The organism is Caballeronia sp. A2-2 (assembly GCF_057612605.2).
Map to the genome: position 1 here is coordinate 515,725 of NZ_JBVFIR010000004.1, position 15,249 is coordinate 530,973.

Below are 15,249 nucleotides of genomic sequence, written 5' to 3' on the forward strand. Positions count from 1 at the left end.
TGTTGCTCAGGCCGATGCGCGCGCACCCTCGCTGCATCGGCCACGATGCGCGTCCTGCAAAAGCTGCATGAATAGCTCCGCGCTCGGCGCAAGCTGCCGGTCCTCCACGCGAACCAGCGCGAACACGGACCGATAGCTCACCGACTCCGCATTCCTCACCGGCACGAAGCGGTACATCGACTGCAACGCGCGGACGTAATGCGTCGGCAGAAGGCCCGCGAAACGACCGCTGGCAAGCAAGGTCGCGACCGCTTCCAGCCCGACCGATACACCATGCCGCGCAATGCCGACTTGCTCGACGAGCCGCGAAGTATGCGGATCGCGCTCACGCACGACAAGTTCATAACCCTGCTCCGCGAGTTCGCCCAGCGACGGCGGCGGCTCGCCTTCACGCTCGGCCACGTAGAGTTCGAACGTCTCCTCGAACAACGGCGCGCAGGACATGCGCGCACTGCCGACCGTGGTGCCGGTGACGCCGAGCGTCGTGCCCGTCATCGCAAGCTGCAACTGACGGTCCGTGAGCTTCGCAAGTAGTTCGGATGGCAAATGAATGGACAGATGCACGGTGACATCGGGCGCAAGCTGCCTGAACTGCGCCAGCGCTTCGACCAGCGCGCAATCGGGATTGGTCAGGCAGTTGTCCGCCACGCCCACATGCAGGCTGCCGCTCATCACACTGCGCGCGCGGTCGAGTTCGTGGCCGATCATCTGCAAAGTATCGTCGGCGTTGATGGCCGCGCGCAACACGGCACGTCCGAACTCCGTCAACTGAAAACCGCTCGGTCCACGAAAGCAAAGCCGCGCATTCAGCCGCGTTTCCAGCGTGCTGAGTTGCCGGCTGATGGTCGAGCGATCCATCCCGAGCGCCATTTCCGCCGCCGCGAGACCGCCCGCTTCCGCCACCGCGCGAAAGATGCGGAACAGCCGCAAATCACCTTCGCCGATGGCAAAGGTTGCGGCATTCGCCTGCGTCGAAGAATCGATTGCGGGCCGGATGGCACTGCGGCGGTGCGAAATCTGCGTCAGCTTCATGCATTTCCCCGTTTTCTCCAGTGCAATGCAAGCACGGTGCCAGTTGCTTAGGTTGCAAGGTATGCACGCATGGTTATTTTGGCGGCACTCCTTTGCGCGCTTATGGCTTCCTAGACTGCGACACATTCCAACCGTGATTGCACCAACGCAAAAGGAAAGCGCATGAGCACCTTGCCTCTGACCGTGCCGCCGTTCGCGGGCCAGCATCGGAGTTTCCTGTATTCGCCCGTCGAAACCGATCTCGATCGTCTCGATGCGCACGTCGCCATCATGGGTCTGCCCTACGGCAGCGCCTACGATGCGCGCGCCATCTCCAACGATCAGATCAACGCGCCGGATGCGGTGCGCTCGGTCACGGACCGCGTGTGCCGTTCGCTCGAACGCTACGACTACGACGTCGGCGGCCCGATCTACGCAGGCCGCGCATTGAAAGTGGTCGATGTCGGCAACGTCCCCGCCGACTTCAACGATCTGCGCAGCCACTATGTGCGCGCCGAACAGGCCATTCGCAAGATCGTCGCGAAGGGCGCGATGCCCGTGACCATCGGTGGCGATCACGGCATCACCACGCCCGTGCTGCGCGGTTTCGCGGATGCCGGACCCATCACCATCGTTCACGTCGATGCCCACCTCGACTGGCGCGACAGCGTGAACGGCGTACGCGATGGCTTGTCCAGCCCGATTCGCCGTGCATCGGAAATGCCGCACGTCAAGGCGATTTATCAGATCGGCATGCGTGCGCAAGGCAGCGCGCGGCCCGAGGAAGTGGTGGCCGCGACCGAATACGGCTCGCATATCGTGCCCGCGTTTCAGGTGCATGACGAAGGCATCGAGTCCGTGCTCGCGATGATTCCCGATGGTGAGCGCTACTACATCACCATCGACGCCGATGGTCTCGACCCGACCGTGATGCCCGCCGTCGAAGGCCCCGCGCCCGGCGGGCTCACCTTTCATCAGGTGCGCAAACTGATTCACGGCCTTGTGAAGAAGGGCCGCGTGGTCGGCATGGATATCGTCGAGATCACGCCGTCCATGGACGTGAACATGATTTCGTGCATCACGGCGGGACGGCTGATCGTGAATCTAATCGGCGCTGCCGTGCGGGCCGATTACTTCGACGCGCCGCCCGTCTGACGAAGAACACCCTTCCCCACATCGATACTTCGGAGAGCTTCATGATTCGTTTCCCGAGACGGGCGCGCGCGGCCATCGCGACGACGCTCTGCACGGCGCTACTGGCCCTGGTCGCCGCCCCGCACAGCGCGTTCGCCGAAACGACGCTCGAAAAAATCCGACGCACGGGCACGGTGACGGTCGGCACCGAAGCCGCCTATCCGCCGTTCGAATTCGTGGAGGACGGCAAGATCGTCGGATACGGGTCGGACATTCTCGCGGAAGTGGTCAAGTCGCTCAACGCCAAGCTCGTGCAAATGGACTTGCCGTGGCAGGGCATTCTGCCGGGCGTGGTCGCGGGCAAATTCGACTTCGTCGCGACGACCGTGGGCATCAACGAAGAACGTGCGAAGCGCTATGCCTACACGCTGCCGATTGCGGATGGCACGCCGTATCTGCTCGATCGCAAGGGCGAAGCGCTCAAGGCGACGGACCTCAACGGCAAGGTCGTGGCAACGCAGCTCGCTTCATCGACGGAACCGGTCGCGCGCGCTCTCGATGAGCAACTCAAGAAAGCGGGCGGCGCAGGCTTCAAGCAACTGAAGCTGTATACATCGTTCCCCGAAACATATGTGGCGTTGTCGAACGGCGAAGTGGACAGCGTGATTCAATCTTTGCCAAGTCTTGCCGTGCTCGTCAAGCAGCATCCCGATGGCTTCGCACTCGGCGGTCCGGTGAAGATCGAAGGTGCATATACGTATCTCGCGTGGGTTACGCGTCCCGAAGACAAAGACCTGCGCGACTACATCTCCGGCGTGATCCGCAAGATGCGCGATGACGGACGCCTCGGCGCATTGCAGAAGAAGTGGTTCGGCTATGAGATGAAGATTCCCGACAGCGGTTACCTGCCGCCCGGCGCGATGTAAGCGCATGGCACGCGCATGAGCGGAGCAGCACGATGAAATTCAACTTCGATTATCTGTGGTCCGTGCTGCCGTCGCTCGCCACGGCGGCGCTGACGAACCTTCGTCTCGCCGCCATTTCGATTTTGCTCGCGGTTGTGTTGGGCATCGCGTTGACAGTGCTGCGCGCGGCCAAGATCGGATGGGTCAACAGCATCATCGGCGTGGTCATCAGCTTCGTGCGTGGCACGCCTTTGCTCATTCAGATTTTTATCTTCTTCTATGTGTTGCCCGCTGCGGGACTGAATCTTAGCGCGCAAACGGCGGGCGTCGCGGCGCTTGCGTTCAATAGCATGGTGTTCGTGAGCGAGATTCTGCGTGCGGGCCTTGGCACGCTCGATCCCGGTCAGGTCGAAGCGGCTACCGCGCTCGGTTTGCGGCCTGCATCGATCTGGCGTTATGTGATCTTGCCGCAAGTGTTGCGGCGCGCGTTGCCGGTGCTTGTGAACGAAGCGTCCATCGTCATCAAGGGGACGGCGCTGCTTTCGGTCATCACCGTGGTCGATGTTTTGCGACGCGCGCAGCAGATCGCGGCGTCATCGTTCAGGCCGTTTGAAACGCTGCTTGGCGCTGCGCTCATGTTCGTGGTCATCAACCTGTTGCTCAACGTATGCGCGCGGGTGATCGAACGCAACGTCGCGCTGCGTACTTAAAACACGGTGATATCCGCGATGAAATTCGATCTCTCCATCATCGTCGATAACATGCCGCTGTTTCTGCGCGGCGCGTTATTGACGCTCGAAATCTGCGCGTGCGCGTTGGTGATTGGCTATCTCATGGGCATGTTGCTGGCGTTGATGCGTATCGCGCCGCAGCGGCCATTGCGCATGCTCGCAGGCGGCTGGATCACGCTGATTCGCAGCGTGCCGTTCATCATTTTGCTGTTCGTGGTGCATTACGGATTGCCGTTCGCGGGCGTGCGTCTGCCGTCTATTTTCACGGGCACGGTATCGCTCGCCACGTTCGCGAGCGTCTATTACGCCGAGGTGATTCGCGCGGCCGTGCAGGCCTTGCCTGCGGGACAGTATCAGTCGGCGCGCGTGATCGGCATGTCGCCCATTCAGGCGACGCGGCATGTGATCGTGCCGCAAATCTTGCGCGCGCTCGTGCCGCCGTCCACCAACATCACGCTATCGATGATGAAAGAATCCGCCGTGCTCTCGTCCGTCACGGTGCCCGAATTGAGCTATCAAGGGCTGATCGTGCAGGGCAATACGTTTGCGCCGTTCGAAGTATTCGCGGCGGTGGCCGGCCTTTACTGGCTGATCGCGATTGCGACAGCGGAAATAGCGCGATGGCTCGAACGTCGCACGGGCGGCGCGCACGATGTGCGCATCACGCGAAACGCGCTTGCGGAACGCTATCTGTCGCTTGAAAAACGGAGCGCGCAATGAGTACCGGAGGCATCGCGCTGCGTCTTTCTGGCATCAACAAACGATACGGCAACGCCACCGTCCTCGACGACTTCTATCTCGATGTGCGCGAAGGCGAGATCGTCGCGCTGCTCGGCCCGAGCGGATGTGGCAAGAGCACGCTGCTGCGTTGCGCGACCTGGCTCGAACCGCCTGACGATGGTTTCATCGAAGTGGGCGGGCAGGCGTTCGGCAGAAGGCAGATCGGCGAAGGCGTGATCGAGCGGCAGACGCGACAGGAGATCGACCGCATTCGTCCGCGCATCGGCCTCGTGTTTCAGCAGTTGAATCTGTGGCCACACATGAGCGCGCTGGAAAACGTGGTGCGCGCGCAATGCGTGGTGCTCGGCCGTTCGCGCAGCGATGCGCAAAGCCGTGGCAATACGCTGCTCGCACGGCTCGGTCTCGGTCCTTATGCGAGCCGTTCCGTGCAATCGCTGTCGGGCGGTCAACGTCAGCGCGTGGCAATCGCACGCGCTTTAGCGATGGACCCCGCCGTGATGCTGTTCGACGAACCGACTTCCGCACTCGATCCCGAACTCGTCGGCGAAGTGCTGGAGTTGCTCAAGTCGCTCGCGGCACAAGGCACGACGATGCTCGTCGTCACGCACAGCGTGGGCTTCGCGGCGGCGCTGGCCGATCGTGTGGCGTTCATGGATGGCGGGCGCATCGTCGAAGAAGGTCCGCCGCGTGAGTTGCTGAACAAGCCGCGCACCGAACGTCTGCGCGCCTTTCTGCAACATGCCGCGCCCGAACGTCTTTCCCTGGCCGTCGAATAGGCCTTTCATTTTCAGGAGTCGTTCCGCATGCAACGAGTCAATCGGCCATATGTTGGCATTCCTTCCTTTTTGCGCGCGCGCATCTGTGAAGACTTGAGCAAGCTCGATGCCGCCATCGCCGTGTTTGGTGTTCCCTTCGATGAAGGTTCGCCCTTCTTTCCCGGCTCGCGCATGGCGCCGCGTTCGCTGCGCGAGCACTCGCTGCGTTTCGGCGCGGGCGCAGGCGGCTATTACGATCCGCGCACGCGCACGCAATATCTCGTCGAAGAAATGCGCGATGGCCTGATCGCCGATGTCGGCGATGTCGATATTCATCCCACCAACGTGGAGCGCACGTTCGCGAATATCACGGGCATGGCGCGCGGCATCATCGAACGTGGTGCGATGCCGGTCGCGCTCGGCGGCGATCACTCGATCACCGACTCCATCTTCCGCGCGTTCGATGAAAAGCTGCACGTCATTCATTTCGATGCGCACACGGACTTTGCGCCCTTCGAGCATGAAATGGAGCATACGAACGGGCACGCGTTTCGTCATGTGGCTGCATTGCCTAACACGCTGAGTCTTACGCAAGTCGGCATTCGCAGTCTGCGTCACGCGCCCGCGCAAATCGAGGACGTGATTGCATCGGGTAATCGCGTGATACCGATCAACGAGTTTCGCGAGTTGGGACCGCAAGGCGTGGCGGACTCCTTGCCGGAAGGATCGCGCGTGTATGTGAGCATCGATGTCGATGTGATGGATATGTCGCTCACGCCGGGCTGCGTGTCGGCGGAACCGGACGGCATGACGTACGCCGACTTGCGCGATTCGCTGAAGGCGATAGCCGTGCGTCACGATGTGGCGGGCTTCGATTTCGTCGAAGTGAATCCCTTGCTCGATGCACGTACGGGCGTGACGTCGTATCTCGGCGCGCTGACCGTGGTGGAATTCCTTGGCAACATCTGCGCGCAGCCGCGCTGGGCCGCGCGTCGTCTTGCGCGTCCGCGTTGATCGAATGGAAGCGTACGCGATGAACGAACCCATTCAAACGCTGACCGTCAAGGCAGGCCACGGACGCGCCTTCGAAGTAAAGGCCGGCCAGTTCCTCACGATCATCGATCTCGAAGGCCAGCAAGCGGCGGATTTTGTCGCGGTGGCGGCATCGGACAAGCACGAGAAGCTATCGCCGACGCATACGCGCCGCGCCTTGCGTTCGCTTTTCTTTAACGTAGGAGATGCGTTGTATTCATCGCTTGGAAGACCGCTGTTGCGCGTGATCGAAGACACGGTAGGCGTGCACGATGCAAACGTACCCGCTTGCGACGACACGCGCTTCACCGTCGATTTCAACGTGACGGGGCATCGCAATTGTCTCGACAATATGCATTCGGGGCTTGCGCTGCATGGACTTTCTCCGTTCGAAGTGCCCGAGCCGTTCAATCTGTTTCAGAACGGACCCGTCACGCCGGATCGCCGCATGCAGGTGACCGACCCGACGAGTAAAGCAGGCGACCGCATCACGTTTGAAGTGTTGGAGGATTTGTTGTGCGCGGTGTCGTCGTGTCCGCAGGACATAATTCCGGGCAATGGGCTGCGTGTGACGGACATCGCCATTTTTATTCATGCTCAGGCTAACTGAACGTTCATGCTCTTACTCAAAGACACTCCGCAGCGCGCGCCGCTGCCGCCTGTGCGTGTGCTCGTTCCGGCAGGCGAAAGCCGTGCGATCGATGTGAAGGCCGGGCAGATTTTTCGAATCGAAGCGAAGGACGCGGGCGCAACCGCCGCGCTGTTCGGCTTCAGCCGAACTAATCCCGATGTGTTCATGTCGGTGCATCACACGCGTGTGTTCAGCAATTCGTATGTGTTGCAGGCGGGCATGCGGATCGTCAGTAATAAGAGGCGTGCGTTGATGGTGCTCGGTAAGGATTCGATAGGGCGTCATGACTTGCTGTTGCCTGCATCGACCACGGCTTATCTTGAAGAGAAAGGTTATGGCGGACAAACTGGATGCGTCGAATCGGTGGCAAAGGTCATCGCGCAAGAAGGACTGACGCCGCCGAAGATGCCGGACCCGATCAATCTCTTCATGCATGTGCATCTGCATCAAGATGGCCTGATCGAGCCGCGAGAAAACGCTATACGTATAGGCGATTTCATCGCGTGCCGTGTTGTGGCGGATATGGTGTTCATCGTGTCCGCATGCTGCACGGGTATTCCCGGCAATGACCGGCCTGGCGCGCTTGAGCTTGCTGCTGCGGAGGAGTTGAATCAGTTATGAAGTTTATCGTGGAGGCAAGACACGGCAAGGCCGTTCGTCTCGAAGCGGGTCAAGCCGTGCGCGTGGTCAATACGCATGGTACGCAAGTCGTCGATTGTTGGGCGTGGAACGCCTACGACCTTGGCGAGTATATGTGCATGGAAACGACGCGCGTCTGGAATCAGCGGCTCAATCCCATCACGGGCGATAGTTTCGTCACGAACCAGCGGCATCCCATTCTCACTGTCGTGGAAGACACCACGCCCGGCGTTCACGATACCTTCATGGCCGCCTGCGACCGCAAACGTTATGAACTGCTCGGCGTGCGCGGCTATCATCGCAACTGCTGCGACAACATGTTCGAAGGCATGTTTGCGCTCGGCGTGACGCCGCCGCGTGCGAACCTCGCATCGTTCAATATCTTCATGAACATTCGTGTGCAGGCGGATGGCATCACGTTGCATACGCTGCCGACTGTGACGAAGCCTGGCGAATACATCACGTTGCGCGCGGAGATGGATTGCTTCGTGGCGTTTTCAGCGTGTCCGCAGGACATCGTGAAGATTCAGGGGCAAGGGGATAACACGCCGAAACCGGTTGAGATTGTTGTGCTCGAAGGTTTTTATTCTGCATTGCCGGGGACGCGGACGTGGGTGCCGGAAGTGTGAGCGTGCTTGATGGCGGTGCGTTGGTTCTTCATGCCGGTGCATAAGCATGCGTGCTTTGTTCGCTGAATGGGTTCTTTTTGCTCGGCCTTGAAATTGCTTTGAAGGGTTATGAAGCGGAGGGAATCTGCCATGATGCGAGCGCCTTTTGTTACGCCTGAATTGTTGTTGATCGAGGATGCGTTGAGGGAGTATGCGGGTGAGCCTTTGGTTGAGCGTGCCGCGTGGTGGAGTGTGTTGGGTCGCTTTTTTAAGCGCGTTAAAGTGTAGGCGGGTGCATTTGATTTTGTTGTTCTTTCGTGCAAAGGGCTTCTCTTGGTTGTGCTCTTTATTCAGTAGCCGCCTCCCCGGCGGGGGGGTAACTTTCTTTGCTGCTGCAAAGAAAGTCACCAAAGAAAGCAGCTTTTACCCCTCCGCACGCTGGCTGGAAAGTGTGGTCTGAATTAACGATGCAGTGGCCGCAATAGGACTTGCAACGCATAACTTGTCGCTTAGGCAACCTGGCGATTGCGCGCTCGAATCTTATTGGTTCTGTGGACCGCGCTCATGCTTTCGGCCATGCGCTGCGCGCGCCGAGAGCTTTAGAACGGAATCCCGCAGCGTATGAGTGCCCAGTCACATCACACCGCATCGCACCTCTCCCATTGGGCCCAACCTTGGTAAGCGCTTCTGGGCAAAGCTCGCACACCAACGCAACTCACTTTTAGTCGGAGCACTAACCAAGGTAGGACCGAATAACAATCTAGCGGGGAAGCGTGAGGTGGCTGGGCGCTGATAGGCTGCGGGGTTCCGTTCTTACGTTCTCGGCGCGCGCAGCGCATGGCCGAAGGAATGACTGCGGTCCACTAAGACCAAAGGATTCGAGCGGGTGGTCGCGAGGTTGCCTAAGCGGCAAGTTATGCGTGGAAGGTCCTATTGCGACCACTGCATCGTTAATCCAGACCACCCTCTCCAGCCATCGTGCATGGGGGTAAAAGCTGCTTTCTTTGGTGACTTTCTTTGCAGCAGCAAAGAAAGTTACCCCCCCGCCGGGGAGGCGGCTACTGCAATAAAGACACAAACAACAGCAGCCCCTTGCACGACATACATAAACCAGCACCCAACACCATCTTAAAGATACTCTACATTCCCATCCACACTAATCGCCTGCCCCGTCACATTCCCCCCCGCCGGTGAAGCAAGAAACAGCGCCATCGCAGCGATATCATCCATCGTCACCATGCGCCGAAGCGAGATCTTCTTCAGATACTGGTCGCGCATGACATCGAACTCCACACCCGTAGCCTCCGCACGCGCCGCGATCACACGATTCATGCGTTCCCCTTCCACCACGCCCGGCAAAATCGCATTCACGCGAATATCGCTCGGCCCGAGCTCCACAGCGAGCGATTTGACCAACCCGACAATCGCCCATTTCGTCGATGCATACGGCGTGCGATACGCATAACCCAACCGCCCCGCGACGGACGACATCGCGATGATGCTTGCCTGATTCGGACTACGTTTGAGCCACGGCACCGCACGCCTCAGGAAGTAAAACTGACTATCAAGATTCGTACTCACCGTGCGTTCCCATTGTTCAACGTCGAGGTCTTCGATAGCACCGGTCGGACCGGCAATGCCCGCGTTGTTCACCAGAACGTCGAGACCGCCCATCACGCGCGCGGCTTCATCAATGACGTTATCGACTTGTTCCCGGTCCGAGACATCCGCGACACTCGCATGAAGCCCGGGATGCGCTTCACGCGCACGTTCGATCGCTTGCGAGTCGACATCGCAGATAGAGACTTGTGCTCGTGCATCAAGAAAGGCCTGTGCAATCGCCAGCCCGATTCCCGAGGCGCCCGCCGAGACAAAAACGCGCAAACCCGGTTGCGGCTTCAATAAATCAAGTGCGCTCATTTCACTTCCTCATCATGGGTTGCTGCACGCCCGCATTCGCGACAATGCCAACCCGCACGCCGGATTCACGCCGAATAGCGCGCGCCAGCAGCGGCACAAGCAACAACCCGAGCACCGACGCCGCCACGATCACGCCGAAGCCCGAATCGCTGCGCCCGGTGATCGTCTCCGTCATGCCGAAAAGATACGGTCCGACGAAGCCGCCAAGCAACCCAAGCGTATTGATGAACGCCAGCCCCGCCGCCGCCTGAATGCCTTGCAGGCGTTTCATCGCGATGGCCCAATAGGTCGGCAACACGCCGCCGCCGAAGAACGCCGTCACCGCGAGACAAAGGATGCGCGCCATCGGACTGCCCGCGACGAGATACGCACAAGCGCCCGCCACGAGTCCGAATGTGAGCCAGCCGAGATACACGCAATCGTTGTTCATACGTCGATGAATACGCGGCAAGATCAGCACGCCGAACAAAAACCCAATGCCGACACTCGCGGACAACAGCCCGATGATGAACGGCGAATCGACATGCATCTGATGAATCATTGCGGGCGCGAAGAAGTACAGGCCGACGAACGCCACCTGATTCAGAAAGTAGATGAGCCCGATCAGCACCGTCGTTGGCCGCTTGAGCGCGGCGAGCCAGTCGGCAGATGTCAGTTCCGGGTGACCCTGCGAATCGATCACGGCACGCGCTTCCAAGGAGGCCGCTTCCGGCTTCGTAAGCCATCGCGCATGCGAAGGCCGGTCGGGTAGCTTGAAGAACAGCAGCACGCCCACCACGATGCTCGGAATGCCTTCGAGCATGAACATCCATTGCCAGCCGTGTAGTCCGCCGATGCCGCCTAACTGCATCAACGCGCCGCCAATCGGACTGCCAATGACAAGCGCAAGCGCTGGCGCGGTATAGATCCATCCCACCGCAACAGGCCGGTCTTCAGGCGCAAACCAAAGCGTGACCATGTACATCAATGCCGGAAAAAGCCCCGATTCCGCGATGCCGAGCACCACGCGCAACACATAGAACGAGGTCGCGCCCTGCACGAACATCATCAGCGTGGACACGATGCCCCACGTCACCGCGATACGCGCAATCCAACGTCGCGGTCCGAAGCGATGCGCCGCCAGATTGCTGGGCACTTCAAGCAGCGCATAGCCAATCGAAAATATGCCTGCGCCAAAGCCATACGCCGCCGCGCTGATGCCCGCATCGATGGCAAGCTGACCTTTAGCGAGCGCAACATTCGTGCGGTCGAGAAAGGACATGAAATAGATGAGGCACATCAGCGGAATGAGCCTCGCCATGGCTTTGAGCGTTGCTTGCCGATGAAGCGCATCGCCGCCATCGGCAATCGTGTCGGTCGTCATGAATGTCTCCTTACTCTTTTATATGTACTACGCTCAGGCAGTGAGTGGCTCGAAAGAAACCTTATCCGCGCCTTTAAGGCCAAGCATCGATCTGGCTTCCGCGGGCGTGGCGATTTCGAACGAAAGCTCTTCCAGAATGCGTCGAATCTTCTGCACTTGCTGCGCGTTGGATTGTGCCTTCACGCCTTTGCCGAGATACACGCTGTCTTCCAGTCCAACGCGCACATTGCCGCCCATGATCGCGCTCATGGTGACGAGCGGCATCTGATGACGCCCCGCGCCGAGCACGGAAAAGTGGTAGTTTTCGCGGCCAAAAAGACGGTCGGCGGTCGAGCGCATGAGTGTGAGGTTCTCAGGATCGGCACCCATGCCGCCGAGAATGCCGAACACCGCTTGTATGAAGAACGGCGGCTTGATGAGCCCTGCATCGACGAAATGCGCGAGGTTGTAGAGATGGCCCAGGTCGTAGCATTCGAACTCGAAGCGCGTGCCCTGCTCGCCCAACTCAAGCAGAATGTGCCGGATATCGCGGAAGGTGTTGCGGAAGATCATGTCCTCCATGCCTTCCACATAATCCTTCTCCCAGCCGTATTTCCACGAAGGCATCTTCGCGGCCAGCGGATGAATGGAAAAATTCATCGACCCCATGTTGAGCGAGCACATCTCGGGCTTGAGCAAACGCGGATACGCCAGCCGTTCTTCGAGCGTCATGCGCGTGCTGCCGCCGGTCGTGATGTTGATGATCGCATCCGTCGCCTGCGCGATAGCGGGCACAAACTCATTGAATACGTCGGGGCTGGGCGTGGGGCGTCCGTCGAGCGGATCGCGTGCATGCAGATGAATGACCGCCGCGCCCGCGTTTGCCGCATCGATAGCCTGATCGCGAATCTGCTGCGGCGTGATCGGCAAATATTCCGACATCGACGGAACGTGCGTGGCGCCCGTGATGGCGCATGAAATGATGACCTTGCGGCCTGTGCTGCTCATGACGTCTCCTGATTTCGTTGTGATCTTGTGATACCGATGCTAAAGCGATAGCATCGCTACGAAAAGGTCATTTCCGGACACCCGGACGTCTCGTGAGGACATTCTCTTGAACTCGATCGTGGCATCGGTGCGACCGCCGCTGAACGAACGCATGTTCGCGCCGTACAAGATCGCCGCGCTCGTGGAAGTGCTGGCCGAACAGGGCATCGCGCCTGAAACGAGTCTGAAAGGCACGGACGTGCTGGTGGAGCAGCTTTACGATGCTGCGGTCATGACGTCGGTCGGGCAATACGCGCTCGTTTGTCGCAATGGCATCGCGCTATCGTGCGCGCCGGATACGCCGTTCAAGGTCGGCATGCGGCTGCATTTGTCGGCGTATGGCATGTACGGCTACGCGCTCATGTCGTGTCTGTCGCTGCGGGACTACTTCAAACTGGGCGTCAAATATCACCGGCTGGCGACGCCGACGGTCGCAATCGAATGGACGGAATACCCGGACCGCATGGTCTGGACGTTTCCAGATGCCTTCGTTTCCAGTCCTTCGCGTGAACTCGGCGCGTTCATCATCGAGCAGCAATATATGCAGCACGTCACGCATTTGCAGGATGTCGCGGGGCGTTCGTGTCCGCCGCTTCGGGCGTGTTTTTCGTATCCCGCGCCGCCGCATGCCGCGCTTTACGAATCGTATTTAGGCTGTCCTTGTCTCTTCGATCAGCCGCAGTGCGAGATGGTCTACGACAGCGCCATTCTCGATATGAAACCTCAACTCGCGCACAAACTCACTGCGACGCTGTTGCAGGAAACATGCGACCGGTTGATCGGACAGGCGAAGACTTCGGCGGGCGTATCGGGCGAGGTGTATCAGCTTTTGATGAGCAAGCCGGGCGTGTTTCCGGGCATGGAGGAAGTGGCCGACGCCTTGCACATGACCGCGCGCACCTTGCGGCGGCGCTTGCTTGCAGAAGGCACGTCGTTTATCGCCATCGTCGATGATGTGCGCCGTTCGCTCGCGCTCGAATACCTCAAGACCACGCAGATGACGACCGAGGACATCGCCATGTTGCTAGGTTTCAGCGATGCAGCAAACTTTCGCCGCGCGCTCAAGCGCTGGACCGGCAAGGGACTCGCCGAATTGCGAGGCTAAAGCGATAAAGCGAATGGCACAGCATAGAAGAAAGCTTTGCATTACATCGATAAACCATATTTTTTTGGGGAAATTGGCGCGATAGATTTCACAGGTCGTCGCAGACTAAAACGAATGCGATCCTTCTATTCAAGGTAACGGTCATGGGGCTACCTGACATGAAATACTGGAAACGTCATCTTCTCGCCGCGATGCTTTTCGCCAGCAGCCTTTCCGCACACGCGGACGATGTGCTTTCCCGCATCAAAAAGCAAGGCGAACTCAATGTCGGCACGGAGATGCAGTTCGCGCCGTTCGACTTCATTCAGAACGGCGAGCAGGCGGGCTTCAATAAGGATTTATTCGCGGAAGTCGGCAAGATTCTCGGCGTGAAAGTGCATTTCATCGACTTGCCGTGGGACAGCGTGTTGCCGGGTCTGGATGCGGGCAAGTTCGACATGGTGGCAGGACCGCTCACGATGACCAAGGCGCGCATGGAACGCTATGCGTTCACCTTGCCTATCGCCGATGCAACCGATGCCTTGCTCAAGCGCGCGAACGATACCAACATCAAGCAATCGTCGGATATCGCGGGTAAAACCGTGGGCGCGCAAAAGAGCAGCGCGCAGAACGAACAATTGAAGGCGTATCTCGCCACGCTCAAGCCTGAAACCACGGTTCGCGAATATGTCGATAACAATCAGGCTTATGCGGACCTCGCTTCGGGCCGCCTGAACGCAGTGGCAAACTCACTGACGAATATCGCTTATGTCGCCAAGCAAAGGCCAAATGTATTCGCGGTCGTGCAGCCAGCCTTCGGCGCGAAGGTGTATTTCGCCTATTGCACGCGCAAGGATGCGGACAGCGAATCGCTCATCAAGGCCTTCAACGATGCGCTCGTGACGCTCAACAAGAACGGTCAGTTGGCATCGTTGCAGAAGAAGTGGTTCGGTGTGGCGGTCGATCTGCCGACTTCGTTGCCGACGCCGAACTACTGATCATGTTCAGTCTTGCCGCCTTTTGCGAAGGTCTGCCGCTGCTTTTGCATGCGTCGATCATGACGCTGACAATCTCGGCGGCGGGCCTCGTCATCGGCTTCTTTATCGCGCTGATGGTGTGCAGTGCGCGGTTATCGGCGGTGCGGGTATGGCGTATTGCGGGCACCGTGTATGTTCGCGTGTTTCGCGGCGTGCCCTTGCTCGTGCAATTGCTGTTCGTGTATTACCTGCTGCCGTTCGTGGGCATCAACGTGCCGCCGGTGGTGGCCGCGATCAGCGCGGTGTCGTTGTGCACCGCTGCTTATATCGCGGAGATTCTGCGCGGCGGTTTCGCGACCTTGCCACGCGGACAAACCGAAGCCGCGATGATGCTGGGCCTCTCGCCAATCGACCGGCTTATACGCGTGCAGATTCCCCAGGTCATGCGCGCCACGCTGCCCTCGCTCGTCAACGAAATGGTGCTGCTCATCAAGGCATCGTCGCTGATCTCGGTGGTCGGCGTGGCGGAAGTCACGCGCACCGCGCAGAACATCGCGGCGAGCACGTATCAGCCGTTGGAAGCGTATGCGGCGGCCGGACTGATCTACTTCGTCATTTGCGGTGCGCTTTCGTTGGTCGCTCATGCAGCCGAACGACGGCTGCGTGTCGCCTGATAACCGGACCGGCTCAAG

Annotated in this window: 16 protein-coding genes; 12 read left to right on the top strand and 4 right to left on the bottom strand. The window is 59.4% G+C overall.

Annotation, left to right across the window (positions count from 1 at the left end; genetic code table 11):
• Positions 1-6: 6 nt before the first annotated feature.
• The gene (locus ACZCWR_RS33350) at positions 7-1,032 is read right to left on the bottom strand and encodes a LysR family transcriptional regulator (RefSeq protein ID WP_487306349.1); all 1,026 of its coding nucleotides are present in this window, start codon (positions 1,030-1,032) and stop codon (positions 7-9) included.
• A 162-nt stretch (positions 1,033-1,194) separates the two neighbouring features.
• Here ACZCWR_RS33350 and ACZCWR_RS33355 point away from each other — a divergent pair, with 162 nt between their 5' ends.
• From ACZCWR_RS33355 to ACZCWR_RS33395, 9 genes are read left to right on the top strand one after another with little or no spacing between them, the layout of a single operon-like run.
• Complete coding sequence (locus tag ACZCWR_RS33355; protein WP_487306350.1) at positions 1,195-2,166, top strand: agmatinase; 972 nt, start codon at positions 1,195-1,197, stop codon at positions 2,164-2,166.
• A 41-nt stretch (positions 2,167-2,207) separates the two neighbouring features.
• Positions 2,208-3,071, top strand: a complete 864-nt coding sequence (locus tag ACZCWR_RS33360; RefSeq protein ID WP_487306351.1) for a transporter substrate-binding domain-containing protein — start codon at positions 2,208-2,210, stop codon at positions 3,069-3,071.
• Between the two features lie 32 nt (positions 3,072-3,103).
• Complete coding sequence (locus ACZCWR_RS33365) at positions 3,104-3,760, top strand: amino acid ABC transporter permease (RefSeq protein ID WP_487306352.1); 657 nt, start codon at positions 3,104-3,106, stop codon at positions 3,758-3,760.
• Between the two features lie 18 nt (positions 3,761-3,778).
• The gene (locus tag ACZCWR_RS33370) at positions 3,779-4,501 is read left to right on the top strand and encodes an amino acid ABC transporter permease (protein ID WP_487306353.1); all 723 of its coding nucleotides are present in this window, start codon (positions 3,779-3,781) and stop codon (positions 4,499-4,501) included.
• Positions 4,498-5,298, top strand: coding sequence for an amino acid ABC transporter ATP-binding protein (locus ACZCWR_RS33375; protein WP_487306354.1), 801 nt, complete (start codon positions 4,498-4,500; stop codon positions 5,296-5,298). Before ACZCWR_RS33370 ends, ACZCWR_RS33375 begins: the two co-directional genes overlap by 4 nt.
• A 27-nt stretch (positions 5,299-5,325) precedes the next feature.
• On the top strand, positions 5,326-6,291 hold the full coding sequence (locus ACZCWR_RS33380; RefSeq protein ID WP_487306355.1) for an arginase family protein: 966 nt from the start codon (positions 5,326-5,328) through the stop codon (positions 6,289-6,291).
• A 19-nt stretch (positions 6,292-6,310) separates the two neighbouring features.
• Complete coding sequence (locus ACZCWR_RS33385) at positions 6,311-6,919, top strand: DUF1989 domain-containing protein (RefSeq protein WP_487306356.1); 609 nt, start codon at positions 6,311-6,313, stop codon at positions 6,917-6,919.
• A gap of 6 nt (positions 6,920-6,925) precedes the next feature.
• On the top strand, positions 6,926-7,561 hold the full coding sequence (locus ACZCWR_RS33390; protein ID WP_487306357.1) for an urea carboxylase-associated family protein: 636 nt from the start codon (positions 6,926-6,928) through the stop codon (positions 7,559-7,561).
• The gene (locus ACZCWR_RS33395; RefSeq protein WP_487306358.1) at positions 7,558-8,208 is read left to right on the top strand and encodes a DUF1989 domain-containing protein; all 651 of its coding nucleotides are present in this window, start codon (positions 7,558-7,560) and stop codon (positions 8,206-8,208) included. The genes ACZCWR_RS33390 and ACZCWR_RS33395 overlap by 4 nt, the downstream gene beginning before the upstream one ends.
• A 1,107-nt stretch (positions 8,209-9,315) precedes the next feature.
• Here the strand turns inward: ACZCWR_RS33395 and ACZCWR_RS33400 are convergent.
• From ACZCWR_RS33400 to kce, 3 genes are read right to left on the bottom strand one after another with little or no spacing between them, the layout of a single operon-like run.
• Positions 9,316-10,107, bottom strand: a complete 792-nt coding sequence (locus ACZCWR_RS33400) for an SDR family oxidoreductase (protein WP_487306359.1) — start codon at positions 10,105-10,107, stop codon at positions 9,316-9,318.
• 1 nt (position 10,108) lies between these two features.
• A complete protein-coding gene (locus ACZCWR_RS33405; protein ID WP_487306360.1) occupies positions 10,109-11,470 on the bottom strand; it encodes an MFS transporter in 1,362 nt (453 codons plus the stop codon).
• Between the two features lie 33 nt (positions 11,471-11,503).
• Entirely contained in the window at positions 11,504-12,457 is a 954-nt protein-coding gene (gene kce, locus ACZCWR_RS33410; RefSeq protein WP_487306361.1) for a 3,5-dioxohexanoate:acetyl-CoA acetone transferase, read from the bottom strand.
• A gap of 118 nt (positions 12,458-12,575) precedes the next feature.
• Between kce and ACZCWR_RS33415 the strand changes: the two genes are divergently transcribed.
• From ACZCWR_RS33415 to ACZCWR_RS33425, 3 genes are all read left to right on the top strand, one after another.
• A complete protein-coding gene (locus ACZCWR_RS33415; RefSeq protein WP_487306813.1) occupies positions 12,576-13,601 on the top strand; it encodes an AraC family transcriptional regulator in 1,026 nt (341 codons plus the stop codon).
• A gap of 158 nt (positions 13,602-13,759) precedes the next feature.
• Positions 13,760-14,578 (top strand): transporter substrate-binding domain-containing protein, encoded by an 819-nt coding sequence (locus tag ACZCWR_RS33420; RefSeq protein WP_487306362.1) that lies wholly within the window; start codon positions 13,760-13,762, stop codon positions 14,576-14,578.
• Between the two features lie 2 nt (positions 14,579-14,580).
• Complete coding sequence (locus tag ACZCWR_RS33425; RefSeq protein ID WP_487306363.1) at positions 14,581-15,231, top strand: amino acid ABC transporter permease; 651 nt, start codon at positions 14,581-14,583, stop codon at positions 15,229-15,231.
• Positions 15,232-15,249: the final 18 nt, after the last annotated feature.